12 protein-coding genes are annotated in these 17,308 nt (G+C 62.8%); 10 read left to right on the forward strand and 2 right to left on the reverse strand.

Going from position 1 to position 17,308, the window contains the following annotated elements:
• Positions 1 to 4 precede the first annotated feature (4 nt).
• From EKO19_RS24525 to EKO19_RS24535, 3 genes are all read left to right on the forward strand, one after another.
• Positions 5 to 1,537 carry a serine hydrolase domain-containing protein gene (locus EKO19_RS24525; RefSeq protein ID WP_129779495.1) on the forward strand — a complete coding sequence of 511 codons (1,533 nt, stop codon included), beginning with the start codon at positions 5 to 7 and terminating at the stop codon, positions 1,535 to 1,537.
• An 88-nt stretch (positions 1,538 to 1,625) separates the two neighbouring features.
• On the forward strand, positions 1,626 to 3,092 hold the full coding sequence (locus EKO19_RS24530; RefSeq protein ID WP_157995418.1) for a serine hydrolase domain-containing protein: 1,467 nt from the start codon (positions 1,626 to 1,628) through the stop codon (positions 3,090 to 3,092).
• A gap of 11 nt (positions 3,093 to 3,103) precedes the next feature.
• Entirely contained in the window at positions 3,104 to 4,726 is a 1,623-nt protein-coding gene (locus tag EKO19_RS24535; RefSeq protein WP_129779499.1) for an amidase family protein, read from the forward strand.
• Here the strand turns inward: EKO19_RS24535 and EKO19_RS24540 are convergent.
• Both EKO19_RS24540 and EKO19_RS24545 read right to left on the reverse strand, forming a co-directional pair.
• Positions 4,723 to 6,036 carry a HAMP domain-containing sensor histidine kinase gene (locus tag EKO19_RS24540; RefSeq protein WP_129779501.1) on the reverse strand — a complete coding sequence of 438 codons (1,314 nt, stop codon included), beginning with the start codon at positions 6,034 to 6,036 and terminating at the stop codon, positions 4,723 to 4,725. The two genes, EKO19_RS24535 and EKO19_RS24540, sit on opposite strands and share 4 nt — an antisense overlap.
• Positions 6,033 to 6,734 carry a response regulator transcription factor gene (locus EKO19_RS24545; protein WP_129779503.1) on the reverse strand — a complete coding sequence of 234 codons (702 nt, stop codon included), beginning with the start codon at positions 6,732 to 6,734 and terminating at the stop codon, positions 6,033 to 6,035. The genes EKO19_RS24540 and EKO19_RS24545 overlap by 4 nt, the downstream gene beginning before the upstream one ends.
• Positions 6,735 to 6,919: 185 nt before the next feature.
• On the opposite strand from EKO19_RS24545, the gene EKO19_RS24550 reads away from it, so the two are divergent.
• The 7 genes from EKO19_RS24550 to EKO19_RS24580 all read left to right on the forward strand — a co-directional run bounded on the left by EKO19_RS24550 (position 6,920) and on the right by EKO19_RS24580 (position 17,291).
• Complete coding sequence (locus tag EKO19_RS24550) at positions 6,920 to 7,417, forward strand: helix-turn-helix transcriptional regulator (protein ID WP_157995419.1); 498 nt, start codon at positions 6,920 to 6,922, stop codon at positions 7,415 to 7,417.
• Positions 7,418 to 7,508: 91 nt separating this feature from the next.
• Positions 7,509 to 9,251, forward strand: a complete 1,743-nt coding sequence (locus tag EKO19_RS24555; protein ID WP_129779508.1) for a CocE/NonD family hydrolase — start codon at positions 7,509 to 7,511, stop codon at positions 9,249 to 9,251.
• 18 nt (positions 9,252 to 9,269) lie between these two features.
• A complete protein-coding gene (locus EKO19_RS24560; RefSeq protein WP_129779510.1) occupies positions 9,270 to 11,495 on the forward strand; it encodes a S9 family peptidase in 2,226 nt (741 codons plus the stop codon).
• Between the two features lie 81 nt (positions 11,496 to 11,576).
• Complete coding sequence (locus EKO19_RS24565) at positions 11,577 to 12,155, forward strand: RNA polymerase sigma factor (protein ID WP_129779512.1); 579 nt, start codon at positions 11,577 to 11,579, stop codon at positions 12,153 to 12,155.
• Complete coding sequence (locus EKO19_RS24570) at positions 12,152 to 13,120, forward strand: FecR family protein (RefSeq protein WP_129779514.1); 969 nt, start codon at positions 12,152 to 12,154, stop codon at positions 13,118 to 13,120. Before EKO19_RS24565 ends, EKO19_RS24570 begins: the two co-directional genes overlap by 4 nt.
• Positions 13,121 to 13,188: 68 nt before the next feature.
• On the forward strand, positions 13,189 to 15,597 hold the full coding sequence (locus tag EKO19_RS24575; RefSeq protein WP_129779516.1) for a TonB-dependent siderophore receptor: 2,409 nt from the start codon (positions 13,189 to 13,191) through the stop codon (positions 15,595 to 15,597).
• A gap of 14 nt (positions 15,598 to 15,611) precedes the next feature.
• Entirely contained in the window at positions 15,612 to 17,291 is a 1,680-nt protein-coding gene (locus tag EKO19_RS24580; protein WP_129779518.1) for a serine hydrolase, read from the forward strand.
• Positions 17,292 to 17,308: the final 17 nt, after the last annotated feature.

Consider the following 17,308-nt stretch of genomic DNA (forward strand, 5'->3'; position numbering starts at 1 on the left):
ACTCATGAATAAAGCAACGGCTTCATTGTTGTCCGTGCTCATCCCTGTTGGTTTCGGGATGAGCGCACCGGCCACCGCGACTCAGCCTCCACCGGAGAAGATGCAGGCGGCGCGGGCGGCGATCATTCAACGCATGCAGGAGCGAGATATTCCTTCCGTGGCCATCGCTGCCTGGAAGGACGGCCAGATCGTCTGGGAGGAGGGACTTGGCTGGGCCGACCGCGCCAACCGTATTGCCGCGACCGAGCACACCATGTACATGCTCGCATCGTTGTCCAAGACGCTCACGGCGACGGGCTTGATGACGCTGGTGCAGGCTGGCAAGGTCGATCTGGACAAGCCGGCCAACGACTATCTCGGTGACGACAAGCTCACTTCGTACGTGGGCAATGCCAAAGACGTGACGGTGCGCACGCTCGCGAATCACACGTCGGGCTTGCCGGGCAGCGATCAATGGTTCTACGGCGCGGCGATGGCGGATGCGCCCACTATCAGCGATGCGATTCGTCGCTACGGCATTCTCGTCGCGCCCGCGGGCGAGCGCTATCGTTACTCCAACCTTGGCTATGGCGTGCTCGGGCATTTGCTCTCGCGTGTGTCTGGCAAGAGCTATGGCCAGTTCATGCAGGAGGCCGTGTTCACGCCGCTGGGCATGACTCGCTCGGCATTGGACGTCATGCCCGGCTTCGAGGCACACAAGGCGCAGCGTTACGATTACGCCGGTCGCCCGATACCAGACTACGCATCGGTCGAGCCTGCATCGGCGACACTGTATTCCAGCGCGCACGACCTGGCTCGCTACGGCATGTTCATGCTCAAGAACCGGCTGCCCGATCAACGCGCCGTGCTCACCGACGCGAGCATCGACCGCATGAGCAGGCAACCGGCCCGGGAGAGCGCCGATTCCTCGTACGGCATCGGTCTGGTGATCGAGGATATCGGCGGCCATCACACCATCGGTCATTCCGGTTCCGCTTCCGGTGTCAGTTCCAACTTCGTGCTGGTGCCCGAGCAGAACGCCGGCATCGTGATGCTGGCCAATATCGACGGCGGGGTGCCGACTGACCTGCAATACGACGTGCTCAAGACGATGTTGCCTTCATGGCAGGAGCCGCCACCGGCATCCAAGAAACCGGTCGCGGCCGACGATGCGTTCAAACCGAACGCCGAGCTCACCGGCCGCTGGCAGGGCCGGGTGCACACCTACGAAGGCGATCTGCCGATGACGCTGGATATCGAGGCCTCGGGCGACGTGCACGTACGCATCGGTGGCGATCCGAAATTTCCCAGCCGGAGCACCGTGCGCATGGCGGCGCTGCTGAACGATGTGAAGTTCAAGGACGGTGAGCTGACCGGCAAGGCGCTGAGTCAGATCGAGACCACCGATACGGCTCGCCATCCGCACACGGTGTCGCTGTATCTCAAGCAGCGCGGACAGGTGCTCAACGGTGTCGCGACCGCGGTCTCGCTTTATGACGGCTTGTGGATCTACGGTCTGCCATACTGGACGGAATTGAAGAAGACCTCCGACCGGTGATTTAGGTGGTTTCGCCGATGCGGCCCGGTCGCGGCATCGAAAACACTGAATCGGTATGCCCGTCGGGCTCAGAACTCCAGGACCTAGAATGACCCTATCGAAAAAAGCTGGCCCGATGGTGGCAGTGCTGTTGCTGGTGGCAGGCGCGCCGGCCATCGCGGCCGATCGCTTCGATGAGATTCGCAGTTACATCCGTGCGCAGATGGTCGAGCAGTCGGTGCCGTCCATCTCCGTGGCGGTGGCCAAAGACGGCAAGATTCTTTGGGAGGAGTCGTTCGGCTGGGCGGACCGCGAGAAGCGCATCGAAGCGACACCGCATACCATGTATTCGCTGGCCTCGATCTCCAAGCCCATCACCGCCACTGGCCTGATGACCCTGGTGCAGGCAGGCAAGGTCGATCTGGACAAGCCCATCAACGACTATCTGGGCAACGCCAAGCTGCGCGCTCGCGTGGGCGACGCCAAGGACGCGACAGTGAGACGGGTAGCCAACCACACGTCGGGTCTGCCCACGTACTACCAGTTCTTCTACGCCGACGAGCCCTACACACGCCCGTCGATGGACGAAACCATTCTTCGCTACGGCAATCTGGTCACGGCGCCGGGCGAGACTTATGAATATTCGAATATCGGCTTCGGCGTGCTCGACTACGTCATCTCGCGCACCTCGGGGACGAGCTATGCCGAGTTCATGCGTCGCGAAGTGTTCGTGCCGTTGGGCATGACACGGACCTCGGTCGATATCGGCCCCGGCCTCGAGCCGTTCGCCGCCACTCGCTACGGCAAGGACGGCTTGCCGATTCCGTTCTACGACTTCGATCATCCCGGCGCTTCCGCGGTGTTCTCCAGCGCTCACGATCTGGTGCGCTTCGGCATGTTCCATTTGAAGGCGCACTTACCCGATCAGAAGCCCATCCTGACCGATGCATCCATCGATCAGATGCATGTGCGGACCGCCGGCACGTCGGAGAATGGGTACGCCATCGGCTTCGCCACCAGCAACAAGAACAATCATGAGATGGTGGCGCACTCGGGCGGCATGGGCGGCGTGCACACGCAGATGCAGCTGTTTCCCAACGACAAGCTGGCGATCGTGGTGCTCGCCAACTCGGCCGCGCGCTTGCCGAGCCAGGTGGCCGATCGGATCGCCAACAAGATGCTGGCCAAGTGGCCATTGCCGCCGGAGCGCAAGCGTCAGGAACCGGAGCCATTCGCGCCGTCGCAGGCATTGGTAGGCACCTGGAAAGGCTCGCTCGCCACTTACGTGAACGACGTTCCCGTCGAGCTGCGCTTTCTGAGCAGCGGCGATGTCCATGCCAAGTTCGGCGATCAGCTGACCACGCTGGTCAATGAGCCCAGCTTCAAGGACGGAGTGTTCCACGGCTATCTCGCATCTCGCATCGGTACCCCCGATACCGAGCGCACGCCCTACACGATTGAGCTGTCCCTGCGACTGCGCGGCGACGTGCTCAATGGCGATGCCAGCGCCGACGGTACCGATGGGCCGCGCGTGCGTAACGCGCTGGCGCATTGGATCGAACTGAAGAAGCAGTGAGATTCGGTCCGATGGAACAACGTGCGCGGCCGCTGCGGCGGCTGTTCGCGGTCGTTGCGCTGTTCGCGGCGCTGACCGGTCAAGCCGAAGCGACCAAGAGCACCAAGAGCATTGCACTGGATGCGGCGACCTTGGCCGACATCAACGCCGCTTTCGATGCCCGCACGCTCAGCGCCGAACAGCTGACAGGCATGTATCTGAAGCGCATCTCTGCTTACGACAAGCAGGGACCGGCGCTCAACAGCGTCATCGTTCTGAATCCCAAAGCGCTCGACACTGCTCGCGCGCTGGATGCGGAGCGTCGCAAGCAGGGGCCGCGTTCGGCATTGCACGGCATTCCGGTGCTGATCAAAGACAACATCGACACCCTCGATCTGCCGACGACGGGCGGTTCGATCCTGTTGCGAGGATCGATGGCGCCCGATGACGCGTACACTGTGCGACGCCTGCGCGAGGCGGGCGCGATCATTCTCGGTAAGGTCAATATGGCCGAGTTTGCTTACGGCGATACGCACGGCTCGTTGATTGGACAGACGTTGAATCCGCACGATCCAGCGCGTTCCACGTCGGGTTCCTCGGGCGGGACTGCGGCCGCCATCGCAGCGGCATTCGCCACCTTCGGCATGGGCACCGATACCAGCGGCTCGATCCGCGAGCCATCGGCTTTCACCGGGATTGCTGGAATCCGGCCCACGATGGGGCTGGTGAGTCGCGACGGCATCATCCCGCTCGCGCTGTCGTTCGATACGGCGGGCCCGATGGCAAGAAACGTTTATGACGTGGCGGCGGCGCTCTCGACCCTGACCGGAGTCGATCCCGCCGATGCGGCGACCCAGGCGAGTGAAGGGTTGTTTCGCACGGACTATGAGAAACATCTGGATGCCGCCGCGCTCAAGGGAGCGCGCATCGGCGTGGCTCGCGATTTCAAGAGTGCCGATGGCGACGTCGATTGGATCATGGAAGCGTCGCTGCAAACATTGCGTGACGCCGGTGCGACGCTGGTGGACGTGAGCCTGCCGTCCTGGCTGCTCACCCTCGGCAGCGGCTTTGATCGCGCCATTCACTTTCCGGAATTCCGCGTGCAGATCGAGCAGTACCTGGCGACGACCGGGCCGGGGTATCCGAAGACGCTCGACGATTTGATGTCGCGCTCAAAGAAGTACGTTTCGCTCGGTGAAGATGGCGCGGGCCCGAGCCCCTGGCGCTGGGCTGCCTTCAAGCGAGAAGCCGCGGCAGTCGATCTCGACGACAGTGCTTACCTCGCCGTGAAAGAACATGGCATGCCGATGGTGCGCGCCATCCTCGACGGCGCGCTGAAGAAAAACAATCTCGATGCCATCGTCTATCCGGCGCAGCGCCGCCGGCCGTGGCTGATCAACGGCGCCAGCGGCAGCAGCGGCGACAGTCCGTCGGCTGTGTATCTGTCCATTCTCAGTGGCTTTCCGGAACTGGTGGTGCCCGCGGGTTTCACCAGCGACAAGCTGCCGGTGGGCATTTCATTCCTGGGCGGTGCGTTCACCGAACCGAAGTTGCTCTCGCTCGGCTATTCATTCGAGCAAGCCAGCCACGCGAGACGGCTGCCGCGGCATACACCGTTGCTGCCGGGGCAGTTCATTCGAGTGCCGAGCGACTAACCGGTCGTGGCGCCGAGTGAATGAACCGGCAGAGTGATTCGCACTTCCAGCCCGCGAGGCTGGCGATTGCGGGCTTCGATGTTGCCGCCGAGCGCGAGAATGCCGCGGCGGGCGATGGCGAGGCCGAGACCGTAGCCTTTGTTTGCTCCGGCATCGCCCAGCCGCACGAACGGCTCGAACATCTTTTCCAGCTTGCTGTCGGGCACGCCAGGCCCGGTGTCCGTCACGCTCACCAGGAATGTCCTGTTCCGATCCGGCGTGGACAGCTCGACATCGATGATCTGACCGGCGGCCGAGACGCGCAGCGCGTTGCGAAGCACGTTTTCCAGCGTGCGTCGCATGAGCTCGACATTGCCGCGGACCAAGCCCTCCTGCGCGGCGGAGCTGTTGAAATTCACGACGACGCCTTGCGCGCGGGCTTCGTAATTCACGTTGGCGACCACGGTCTGGATCAGCTCGGGCAAGTCGAAATACTGGTCGCCGCTGGATTCCCCGCTCTCGGCGCGCGCCAGCGACAACAGCTCGCCGACCAGCTCGTCGAGCCGGCGAATCTCGGTTTCGATCCGTTGCAACGACAGGTCGGTATTCGCCGGGTCCTGGCGCACCAGCGCGATCGCTTGATTGAGTCGGGCGAGCGGTGAGCGCAATTCGTGGCTCACGTCGTGCAGCAGTTGATCGCGCATCAACACCAGTTGTTGCAGGCGTTCGGCCATGGTGTCGAAGTCCTTGGCCAGATCGGCGATCTCATCGCGACGACGCCCCACCGATGGCAGCAGCCGTGTCGACAGATCGCCCCCCGCCAGCCGCGCAAAGCCGGTACGAATCCGATGCACCGGGCGGGTGAGATAAAAGGCGAGCGCTCCGCTGAACAACAGAGCGCCGACCATCCCCATGGCCAGCAAACGGGTGTCGGGATTGAGCGCCTCGATCAGGCTCCAATCGGCGCTCCAGCGGGGCAGCTTGTAAGTGAGCCGATAGTGCGTGCCGTTGCGCGCCACCGCCGTGTTCCACAAATAACCGCGCTCGGGTGCGATGTCGCGCGCCTCGGGATCGATTGCCTGGATCTCGACGGCGTCGCGAACATCTTCGGACCACGTCGCCTGCAATCTCTCGACCGCGCGCAGGCCGCCGCTCTCCAGGGCGGCCTTGACGGCGCCGAGCTGCACCGGCCCTATTTTCTCGGCCAACGAACGGTAGTACGACGGCCGCGGCTCCGAATACATGCGTATCACCAGCCAGCCGAACTGGTTGACGGCGATGAACGCGAGCCAGAAACCGAACATGATTTTCCAGAACAGCGGGCTTTTCATGACGGCCCGATTCGATAGCCGATGCCTCGCACGGTTTCGATCTGTACCGTCGCGCCTGCGGCGGTGAGCTTCTGACGAATGTTACTGACGTGCACGTCGATGCTGCGGTCATAGGGTTCGCGCTTGCGGCCCAGCGCCTGCATCGACAGGTCGTCCTTGGACAGGACGGCGTCGCCGGTACGCAGCAGCGCTTCGAGCACGTTGAACTCGGTGGCGGTGAGATCGACGAGCGTCGCTGCGCCGACCAGTACGCGACGCTGCGAGACCGAGAGCTCGAGATTGCCCAGTTGCAAAGTCGACGGCTGCTCGGGACGGATCGTTTTTGGCAGCCGTCGCAGGACGGCGCGCAGGCGCGCAACCAGTTCCAGAGGGTAGTACGGCTTGGCGATGTAGTCGTCGGCGCCTGTTTCCAGCCCGGCGACCCGATCCAGGCCTTCGCCACGCGCCGTCAGCATGATCACGGGTACGTCGCTGACGCGACGGATACGGCGCAGGGCTTCGATGCCATTCATCCGGGGCATCATCACGTCCAGCAGCACCGCATCGAAACGGCCCGACAACGCGGCTTGCACGCCTTCCTCGCCGTCGGCGGCCGCACTCATTTCAAAGCCTTCGCCGGCCAGATATTGCTTGAGCATCCGGCTGAGCTCGGCATCGTCGTCGATCAGCAGAACGCGCTGGCTGGTGGGCTGGGTCATGACACACCTCACTATGCCCCAATCGGGGCGGGCCGTCAGGTGCGTTTTCGAAATGCTTACAGTCTCTTTTCACCGACCTTACCCAACCCTCGGGCGCGGGCTGGCATATAGGACTCATGCAGCAGAAGGCACCATTCGGCCCAAGCCCGCCGGCAACGTGGACCGCACGGCGCGATCTCGTCGACATGCCTGCGGTCATCATGCTGGATGCCTCGGGCCGAGCGCTGTTCAGCACGCCGGCAGCGCGGGCGTTGTGCAGTCGGTTCGAGATCGGCTTTGCAGCGACTTCCGGCGGGATCAGCGCGGTCGTGCAGGATCGTCTGGCCGCCGGTGTATCGCCAAGGGCCGGGATGAGCCGCCTGGTGAGCACGCCGGATGTGGATGTGATGATCACCTCGTGCCTGGACTCGAGAGCGATCGGCCTCAGCCACATTCCCCACTACATGGTCGTGCTCTCGCAGCGGACACCGGACACCGCCGACAGCTGGCTGCAGCCGCTGACTCCGAGCGAGCGACGCATCGCTCATCTGGCGGGGCAGGGGCTGCGCAACAAGCAAATCGCCGACGCCCTCAATATTTCCAATCGGACCGTGGAATGCCACATGAACACCATCTTCCAGAAGCTGGGCATCAGCTGCCGGGCTCAGCTGGTGTTGCGGCTGGCGCTCGCTGCGGAAAGTTGACTTCGGTGTTTGCTTCGATGCGGCCACTCACTCGTGGCTGCCGATCTCGTGGGTGCAAGTCATAAACAGGGTGGGTGGTACATTGACTTCGATGACAGGTAATTTTGCTCGCACGGCGCGAGTGCTGTGGACGGTGTCGCTGCTGTCGCTGAGTCCGGTGTCGTTGGCCGCCGAGCCCGCGAGCGACATCGTGGTGGAAATGAATGTCATGGTGCCGATGCGCGATGGCACGCGACTCTCCACCGATATCTATCGTCCGGCCAAGCCGGGGCGCTATCCGGTGATCCTGTTTCGTGACGCGTATGGTAACGGCTCGGGGTCGATTGCCTCGGCTCGCAAATGGACCGACCACGGTTATGTGTACGTCAGCCAGGACGTGCGCGGTCGTTACGATTCCGAGGGCAGTTACTACCCCTACGTTTACGAAATCAACGACGGTTACGACACGCAGCAGTGGGCCGGTGCTCAGTCGTGGTCGTCCGGCAAGGTGGGCATGATCGGCGAATCGTATCGAGCCGCCGTGCAATGGCTGCCGGCGCATCTGCGGGCGCCTTCGCTCACCGCGATCGCGCCGCGTGTGACGCCTTACAACTACTATAAAGACGTGGTGTATTCGGGCGGCGCGTTGCTGCTCGCGTCGCGACTCGACTGGGCGTTCTATATGTCCGGGCGCACGGCGCAGTCCGGGTTCGACTGGGACAAGATGCGTCTGCATCTGCCGCTGAAGACGATGGATCAGGCGTTCGGCTACAACACTCAGCACTGGCGCGACTGGATCGCGCATCCCAGCTATGACAGCTATTGGAAAGTGTTCGACGTCGAAGCACGCGTGAACGATATCGACGTGCCGTCGTTCAACATGGGCGGTTGGTACGACGCGTTCCTGCGCGGCACGCTCGCGAGCTACACGTCGATGAGCAAAGGCGCGTACAGCGACCGGGCACGACGCGGCCAGAAGCTGCTCGTCGGTCCCTGGAATCATTTCGCGGGTCGTCCGATGAACGGCGCGGCGCTGGATTTCGGCCCCGATGCTCAGGTGGATTTCAATGCGCTGGAGCGCCGCTGGTACGACCATTGGTTGAAGGGCGAGGACAACGGCGTCATGCAGGAGGCGCCGGTTCGCATCTTCGTGATGGGCGAGAACCGCTGGCGCGACGAGCAGGAGTGGCCGCTCGCACGCACGCGTTACACCAAGTACTACCTGCAGAGTGCGGGCAAGGCGAACACGGCGTCCGGCGATGGTCAGCTCGTCACCAAAGCGCCTTCGGGCGGCGGGACCAACACTTATATATACGATCCGGCCAATCCCGTGCCGACCAAAGGCGGCAACCTGTTGCCGGTGAGCCTCGGCGCAGGTCCGGCGGAGCAGGGTGAAGTGTCCAGGCGCGATGACGTGCTGGTATTCACGACTGCACCGCTGACTCAGGACACTGAAGTGACCGGCAATATCTCCGTGACGCTGTACGCCGCTTCGAGTGCGCCGGACACTGACTTCACCGCGAAGCTGGTCGATGTGCATCCCGACGGCAAGGCCTACAACCTGGCGGACGGCGTCATCCGCGCGCGTTATCGCGAATCGTTGGAACGTCCGGCGCTGATCGAGCCGGGCAAGGTCTACGAATACAAGATCGACCTGTGGGCCACCAGCAATGTGTTCAAGAAGGGCCACCAGATTCGCGTGGATCTTTCCAGCAGCAACTTTCCGAAGTACGACCGCAATCCCAACACCGGCCACAAGTTTGGCGAGGATGCGGAGTTGCGCACGGCGACGCAGACCATTCATCACTCGCGTCAGTATCCGTCGCACATCACGTTGCCCGTGATTCCGCGTTAGTTCCCGGGAGTCCGCCGAATGTCATCAGCTCGGATCGTGGCGGCCTCGTTGGCCGCCACTGCAGGTTTTATGTTGGTGGGCTGTGCCAGGCAGGAGCAGCCGGCCACTACCGAACTCGCCAGTCGCTACGAGCACGCCTCGGCGTACTTGCCGTGGCGGATAAGACAATACGTCGATGGATTGACCGTCCAACCCGAGTGGAGCGTAGACGGCCAGAGTCTGCGGTTCCAAACGACGAACAACGGTCGGACCGAGTATGTACAGGTTGATCTGAGCAACGGCGGCGAGCTGTTGCGCTCGGAGCAACCGCCGGAGACCAAGAAGACGTCGGCCGAGGTGCCGCGTGATGTGGTCGTGTCTCGCAACGGTCTGTGGGGCGTGCGAGTCATCGACGGCAATCTGTATCGGATCGAGATCGCCACTGGCAAACAGACGCAACTCACCACCGACGCGGAGCCGGACTACGCGTATGGCCTGGTGCCACACTCCGATCTGCGCTCGCTGTCGAAGCGCCTGGCCAACGATCCGCTGCTCGCGTTCGGGGTGTGGTCGCCGGACGGCCACAAATTCCTGACCTATCGAGTCGACGAGCGCGGTCTGTACAAGCTGCCGTTCGTGGTCAGCATCGTGCCCGGCGCGAAGCATCAGGTTCCGTACGTGCACTATCAGAACACCGCCTGGCCCGACAGCGAGAAGATTCAGCTGGGTGAGCTGATGGTGTTCGACATGCGCACCGGTAAGCGCACCAATCTGCAGATTCCCAAGCCGCGCGTCGCCTTCGAGCCGACGCCGGAAGGTGGACTGCGCTGGAGTCCGGATGGCACCAAAGTATTCGCGGCGCCCGAGTCGCTCGATTACCGTTCCATCACGGTTTACGAAGCGGATGTGGTTACCGGCAAGGCGCGCGCGGTCGCCAGCGATGCCGCGAAGCTGCCGTTCCGCCCGGATGTCGACGAGGCAAAACGTTTCTATCTGGTCGGCAACGGGGAGCAGATCGTTCTGTACTCGGAGCGCAGCGACTGGGGGCATCTGTATCTCTACGATGCGGCCACCGGCCAGCTGAAGAACGCCATCACGCAAGGCGAGTGGGCCGTGCACGAAGTGAAGCGCGTGGATTCTGCCGGCGGCTGGGTTTATTTCACCGCGGGCGGCCGCGAGGCGGATCGCGATCCGTACTACTCGCACCTGTATCGCGTGCGTCTCGACGGCAGCGAGCTGACATTGCTGACGCCGGAGAATGCTCAACACAACGTCCAGTTCTCTCCGGACGGTCGCTACTTCGTCGATAGCTACTCCACCGTGACCGAGGCGCCTGTGCACGTGCTGCGTGCGAGCGATGGCACTGAAGTAAAGGAGCTGTTGCGTGCGGATGTGAGCCGGCTGGTGAAGCTGGGATGGACGCCACCGATTCGTTTCAAGGTGAAGGCGGCGGATAACGAGACGGATCTGTATGGCGTGCTGTTCCTGCCGTTCGACTTCGACAAGCAGCGCTCGTATCCGATCATCGACGCGCAGTATTCCGGCACTCAGACGCTGGTGGCCCCGCGCGAATTCTTGAAGGATCGCTGGAATGCAATGGCGCTGGCGCAGGTCGGCTTCGCGGTGATGCACTTCGACGGTCGGGCGACGCCGTTGCGGCGGCAGTCGATGCAGGACATTGGTTTCGGCACCGGCGTTGCCTCGCAAGCGATTCTGGAAGATCACATCGCCGCCATGAAGCAACTGGCCGAGCGCTACGGCTTCATCGACATCGAGCGTGCCGGCATTTACGGTCACTCCTGGGGTGGCTATCGCGCGGCGCGGGCGCTCCTGCAGTTCCCTGAGTTCTTCAAAGTCGGCGTCGCCACGGCGGGCAGCCACGACAACTACTTGTTCGTGTCGGGGCACAACCGCTGGTACGGCCGGCCGCAGGAATATCCCGAGAGCTACGACAAGCAGTCCAACATGGAGCTGGCGGCGAACCTGAAGGGCAAGCTGCTGCTGGCCCACGGTGCCAACGACGACGACGTGCACATGGCGTTGACGCTGCAACTGGCCGATGCATTGATCCGGGAAAACAAGGACTTCGACCTGTTCATCCACCCGACCCGCAATCACAAGGATCTCTGGCAGGACGGCTACATGATCCGCAAATCGTGGGATTACTTCGCCCAGCACCTGCTGCACGCAACGCCGCCCACGGGCGTCAAGGTGCCGGATTACGACGGCCCGGCGTATCAGCGGACCATGAGTGTCGAGGACTGACGGCGCGGAAAATGGCGATCGGCATTTCCGAACGGTTGTTCCCGCTCGTCTATCTTGTCACCATGGGGCGAATTCCAGCCGATGCCGACCTCGCCGGATCCGACACCAGAATTGGGCCATAACACCGAACCATCGCCAGCCAGTGCGAGCCAGGACCGCGCCAAGCTCATCGAGCAGTTGTTCCGAGACCACAATCGGGCGCTGATTACGTTCCTGGTCACGCGGCTGAATTCGGAGGCGGAGGCGCGGGAGGTGGCGCAGGAGGCGTACGTACGGCTGCTCCAGCTCGAGCGCCCGGATGCGATCGGCTTTCATCGGGCCTACCTGTTCCGGATCGCCACCAATCTCGCCATGGATCGTCTGCGCCACCGAACCGTGCGCGCAAAAGCTCCCACGCGCGAACTGTTCGCCGAGTGGTTTCAGCGACGCTCGCCGGAGCAAGAGGCGCTGGATGCGGCCGAGCAAGTGACGTTGACCAGCGCGCTGGCCGAGCTGCCCGAAAAAATGCGCGAAGCGCTGACCCGGCATTTTCTGACTGGAGAGAGCGTGGCGACCATCGCCGCGGAATGGGGCCTTACCGATCGGATGGTGCGCTACTACCTTGCCCGGGCCCTGGCCCATTGTCGGGCGCGCCTCGATGAAGAAGGAACATCGTCATGAATGGAGTACCGCTTTACCCGCTGGAACAGGAACGCCTGGAGGCGGCGTCGCAATGGTGGGCGCGCTTGCAGGAGCCGAACGTGTCGCCGGAGGAGGTCTCGGACTGGCTCGAATGGATCGAGGCGGACGCCGACAATCGCGAGGCCTATCAGCGGATTCAGGAGTTGACTCAACGTCTGCGAGCGACGGGGGAGCAGCGCACGAACGGGCATCGCCGGGTCTCGCGCGTGAAGTGGTACGCCGCAGCGGCGCTCGTGCTCTTGACCGTTACAGCAGTCTCGATGTGGCGACTGCAGCCGGAGGCGCCGCGAGCGACGATGGCTTTCTCGACCCCGGTCGCCGGAATCGGTCAGGCGCCGCTGCCCGACGGCTCGAAGGTGTCGCTCGGCGGCGCGACCTCGATCGAGGCCGTGTATAGCGAAACCGTGCGGGATGTTCGCTTGAAGGAGGGTGAGGCGTTCTTCGAAGTCCATCACGAGCGCGGCCCGCGAGCCTTCATCGTGCAGTCGGGCTCGATCTCGATTCGTGCCGTCGGCACAGCGTTCAACGTGCGCAAGACGGGTGAGCGCGTGACGGTGACCGTGACTGAAGGCAAGGTGCAGATCGCGCGTTCCGGTCGCAGCGCAGGCGATCATCCGATGATCTCGGCGGGGCAACAGGCGACCTACGATCCAGCATCGAATCGCTTGAGTGTGGTCACACGAGGTCAGGATGCGCAACGCGCGCTGGCCTGGCGCGAACAGAAGCTGGAGTTCTCGGACGATCCGCTCGACGCCGTGATCGCCAACGTCAATCGTTATTCGCCGCGCCACATCGAGGTGCGCAACGTCGATCTGCATCAGCACTTCTATACCGGAACGTTCCAACCGGATCGACTCGATGAGTGGCTGATCGCCATCGAGCGCTCATTTCCTGTGAGCATCCGCGTGAGTAACGAAGCCGTGGTGATCGAACCTCGCGAGTGACATTTCCGCCTCGGGTTGTCCGCACGTCTTTCTTGGCATCGGACAACATTTAGAAAGGGGAGTGGAATATGCGTCTTCGTCGTGCCGTGCTCGGAGTCCTCGCAGCCGGCTTGCTCACATCATCGGGTTCCGCGCTTGCCAATGCGCTCAATACGGTTGCCAGGTTGTCGATTCAACCGCAGTCGGTGGCCTCGGCGCTGCTCGCGTTCTCCGATCAGGCCAAGGTGCAGGTCGTATCAGTAGGCTCGGAGGTTCGGGGCCGACGCAGTCCGGGCGTCGAAGGCGAATTGCCCGCACGCGAGGCGCTCGCGCGGCTGCTCATGGGAACGGGGCTGGGATTCGAGCTGATCAACGAACAGACGATTCGAGTGTTCGTCGCGGACCCCAAGGACACGAGCGCACCCGCCCAGCGCGCGATCAGCTTCACGCAATCGTCTGAAGTCTCGAGCGCATCGACCCAGAGCGTTGCGTCGCATGAGAGCGTCGATGAGGTGCGCCTGGAAGTGGTCACGGTCTTCGGGCGCACCGAGGCGGAGACGGTGCGGGAAGTGCCTCAGAGCGTGATGGTGTTCGACAAGGTGTTTCTCGAGAACACCGGCGCAACCGATCTGTTCAACGTGCTGCGCTTCGTGCCTTCGGCGACCAACCGCCGCACCCAGATGGGCTACCTGCCTCAGGAGTTCAACATTCGCGGCTTCTACGCCGCGCAAACGCTCAACGGCACCAGCAGAAACACGATGATTCAGCCGCTCGACATGCAAGGCGTGGAGCGCGTCGAAGTGTTGATGGGACCGGCATCGGTGCTGTACGGCTCGATGGAGCCGGGCGCGGTCGTGAATCTGGTGACCAAGCAGCCGCTGGATCGATTTCATTGGGAGTTCGGCGCGGGGCTCGGCAGCTACGACAATTACCGTGTGACCGCCGATGTCGGCGGCCCGATTTCTGAGCAGGCGCGCGCCCGACTGAACTTCGCGTATCAGGATCGCGAATCCTTCCTCGACTCCTGGTCGAGCAACAAAGTGTTCGTGGCGCCGGTGGTTGCGTTCGATCTGGGCGAGCGGACTCAGCTGCTCGCCGAAGCTCAGTATTCCCGTGAGCGCGCGCCAGCGGGTGCTTATATCGGCACGCCAGCCGCAGGGCTGATCACGCCGAATCCGTACGGCAACTACAGCCGATCGTTCTTCATCGCCGATCCGGATGAGCCGGGCGTCGGCATGGATCGCAAATCGGGTCGGGTCGCGGCTCAGCTAACGCATCGGTTCACCGACACTCTGCACGGGCGCGCCGCTGTCTCGTACACCTACGGGGACCAGAACGACGGCAACATGTTGTCGCAGGGCTTTCTGAACAACGACTATCGCACGCTGCGCCGGTATTTCTTCATCGCCCGGGATTCCCGGAGCGACGACTACGCCTATCACATGGACCTGTCGGGCGAGTTCGCGACCGGTCCGTTGCAGCACAAATTCTCGATCGGCGGCGAGTATGTCTCGGAGCGCGACGATTTCAGAGACGGCCGCGGCGGGTTCTTCACCACGTCGGTGGATATCTTCGATCCAACCTACACCGCGACCTTGCCGAATCCGCTGCTGCTGAACGGCTCACTGCTGGAAAGCGAGACTCAGGGCGTGTTCCTGCAGGATCGCGTTTCTCTGTTCGAGCGCCTGCATCTGATCGGCGGCGTGCGCTATGCGAAGATCCGCACGTCGAATACTTTCACTCCGGCCGGCGGTACGCCGCAGCGGCCGACGAAAGTGGATCAGTCTGCCTGGCCGACGCTGTTCGGCGTGCTCTATGACGTGAGCGACAGCATTTCGATCTTCGCCAACCAGTCGAAGTCGTTCATGCCGCGCGGAGGGACCACGGGGAGTGGCGCTGCGTTCGCGCCGGAGCGCAGCGTGCAATATGAGTTGGGCACCAAGTTCGATATCGGCCGCAGCGGGTTGAACGGCAGCGTCGCGCTGTTCCAGGTCGAGAAGCCCAACGTGCTCACCGTGGATCTGGCCAATCCGGGCTTCCAGGTGCCGCTCGGAAAAGTCACATCGCAGGGCGCTGAAGTTTCGGTGCAGGGATATCTGCGTCCCAACTGGTCGATGTACGCGTCGTATGCTTACTCCGACACAGAGGTGGAGAGCAACAGCCCGGCCCTCGATGGCAATCGGCTCAGTCATGCGCCTGGCGACACGGTGTCGCTGATGACTCGCTACGATCTGCAGTCCGGGGTGCTGGCGGGGCTCGGCTTCTCGGCCGCGGCCAACTACGTTGCCGATCGCTACATCGACGATGGCAACATGCTGCTGCTGCCGAGCTATACGCGTATCGACCTCGGTGTCTATTACACATTCAGCGAACGGACGGATTTCAGCCTGCTGCTGAACAATGTCACCGATGAGGATGTGTTCTCGGGCTCCGGTCCCAATCTGGTGGAGCTGGATCTGCCGCGTAACGTGCTGGCACGAATCAACTTCAGAATGTGATTCGCGGGTCAGCCATGCAACGTTTATTCGCTCTCCTGCTGGTGCTGGTTGCGAGCGGCATCGCGCAGGCATCGACAACCGATCGGAACAAGGAAGCGTCGGTCGACGCTTTGTTTGCCGAGCTCGCGGCGCCGGGCAGTCCCGGCGCTGCGGTGGGCATCTATCGAGGCGGTCGCGTGATCTTCGCGAAGGGCTATGGGCTCGCCGATCTGGAGTCCGGCGCGCCCATCACGCCGCGGACACCGTTTCACGTGGCGAGCATGTCCAAGCAGTTCGCGGCGTTCGCCATCGCGCTGCTCGCTCGCGAGGGCAAGGTCGATCTCGATGCCGACGTGCGCACCTATCTGCCTTACTTTCCCGATCTTGGCGTGAAGATCACCACCCGGCAGCTGATTCAGCACACCAGCGGCCTGCGCGATCAGATGACATTGTTCATGCTCGGCGGTCGCGACATACGCGACGTGCTGCGCCAGGAGCAGGTCATCCAGATGGTCAAGCGGCAGCAGGCGCTCGAGTTTGCGCCGGGAACGCGCTTCAAGTACTCCAACACCGGCTACACCTTGCTCGCGGAGATCGTGCGCTCGGTGACGGGTAAAACGCTGCGCCAATTCACCACCGAGCGCATATTTACGCCGCTCGGCATGAAGCACACGTTCTTTTACGATGACGTGCGGGAGGTAGTGCCCGGGCGCGCGCACTCCTACTATCGAGAGGGAGACGGGCCGTGGCTGCGCTATCTGCTGAATCTCGAAATGGTCGGCGCCTCCAATCTGACCACCACCGTCGAAGATCTCGCGCTGTGGGCCGGCAATTTCAGCAAGCCGCGAGTCGGCGATGCCGCGTTGATCGATCAGGTCAGCCGCGGCGGGACATTGAACGACGGCACGCCGACCCACTATGGCTTCGGCCTGTTCGAGCTGCCTGAGTTCGAGCCGTCCGTGGGCGGCCGTCGCGCCATTGGCCACAGCGGCTCGGACGCGATGTTCCTTACGTACTTCGTGTACTACCCCGAGCATGACTTCGCGATCACGATCCTGGCGAATACGGGCATTGATCTGCCAAAACGGATCGCAGCCATCGCCGATCTTTATTTGCCGCCGAACGAGTCACCGGCGAGCACCGTGCCTGCCATCGTCGCGCCGCCTGCGTTCGCTCAGCTCGAGGCGCTGGTGGGAACCTATCTGCATCCTGCTAACAGGTCGGTCACGCTCGAGCGCAAAGGTGACCGTCTGGTGGGGCGAGAGCGTTATTCGAGCGAAGTCTTCGAGGTGGTGTTTCGTGCCGACGGCAGCTTCGACGTAGGTCCGCGCCGACGATATTCCTTCCGCGCCGTTCGTGCAGCCAGCGGCGCAGTGGTGGCACTCGAACGTGTGCAGGTTTCTGGCTTGCCCAGCGACCGATTCGAACGCGTCGCGCGAGTGACGAGCAGTGCGGCGGAGCTGGCCCGGCTTGCGGGCGACTATCGCAGCGATGAGCTGGATATCACGTACACCATCGGCGTCGAGAACGGCCGGCTGGTCGCGCGCTCGCAGTGGCTCGTGGATCCAATCCTGCTGACACAGGTCACTGCCGATCATTTCGACTCGGACAGCTTCCGTCCCACCCTCGTGTCGTTCGTGCGCGATGCGAAGGGCCAGCCCACTCAACTGATTCTGGACACCGTCGGCGTGCGGCTGCGACGGGTCACCCACTAATTTTTTTCAGGCCTGGA

The sequence above is a fragment of the Peristeroidobacter soli genome (genome assembly GCF_004138485.1).
Classification (GTDB): Bacteria; Pseudomonadota; Gammaproteobacteria; order Steroidobacterales; family Steroidobacteraceae; genus Steroidobacter; species Steroidobacter soli.